The following is a 421-nucleotide window of genomic DNA, read 5'->3' as shown; positions in this document are numbered from 1 at the left end:
TTCGCTGAATTCGTTCTGTTAGTTTAGTCGCAAAAGCAATGATTGGACCATGAACCTGCTCGCGGATCAAGGTCATTGTCGCGATTGTGGTATCTAGGGTTGTGTCAGTAAGATCCCAGAAGATCCCCGTAATTGGCTGCTTTTCAAGTTCAACCACTAATCCGGTTGGTGTTGTAATTTGGCTAAGAGTCCACCGTGCTTTTTTACAGAGGGTGGTTAGTTGCTGAGTTAATTCAGTGTTCTGACTCATTAGTAAAAATTTGTTAGTCATATTCTTCTCCAAAATTTACACAACTTTTACAATGCGAAGATTAAATATTTACATCGACTTGATATTCTCTATTTGTATCATATGAAGTTGACGAAAACAACTAGGGAGATAAGATGAAAAGAATAATAACGGGGATTATCGGTGCAGCAA

1 pseudogene is annotated in these 421 nt (G+C 38.5%); it reads right to left on the bottom strand.

From position 1 onward, the window contains the following. Window positions 1–271: pseudogene (locus tag CP357_RS09990) on the bottom strand (transcriptional regulator); the annotation flags it as partial. Window positions 272–421 lie beyond the last annotated feature (150 nt).

This window comes from Lactobacillus sp. UMNPBX6 (assembly GCF_002553975.1).
GTDB classification, from domain to species: domain Bacteria; phylum Bacillota; class Bacilli; order Lactobacillales; family Lactobacillaceae; genus Lactobacillus; species Lactobacillus gallinarum.
The sequence above is the reverse complement of the archived record's forward strand: the minus strand, read 5'-3'. Positions and strand labels throughout refer to the sequence as shown.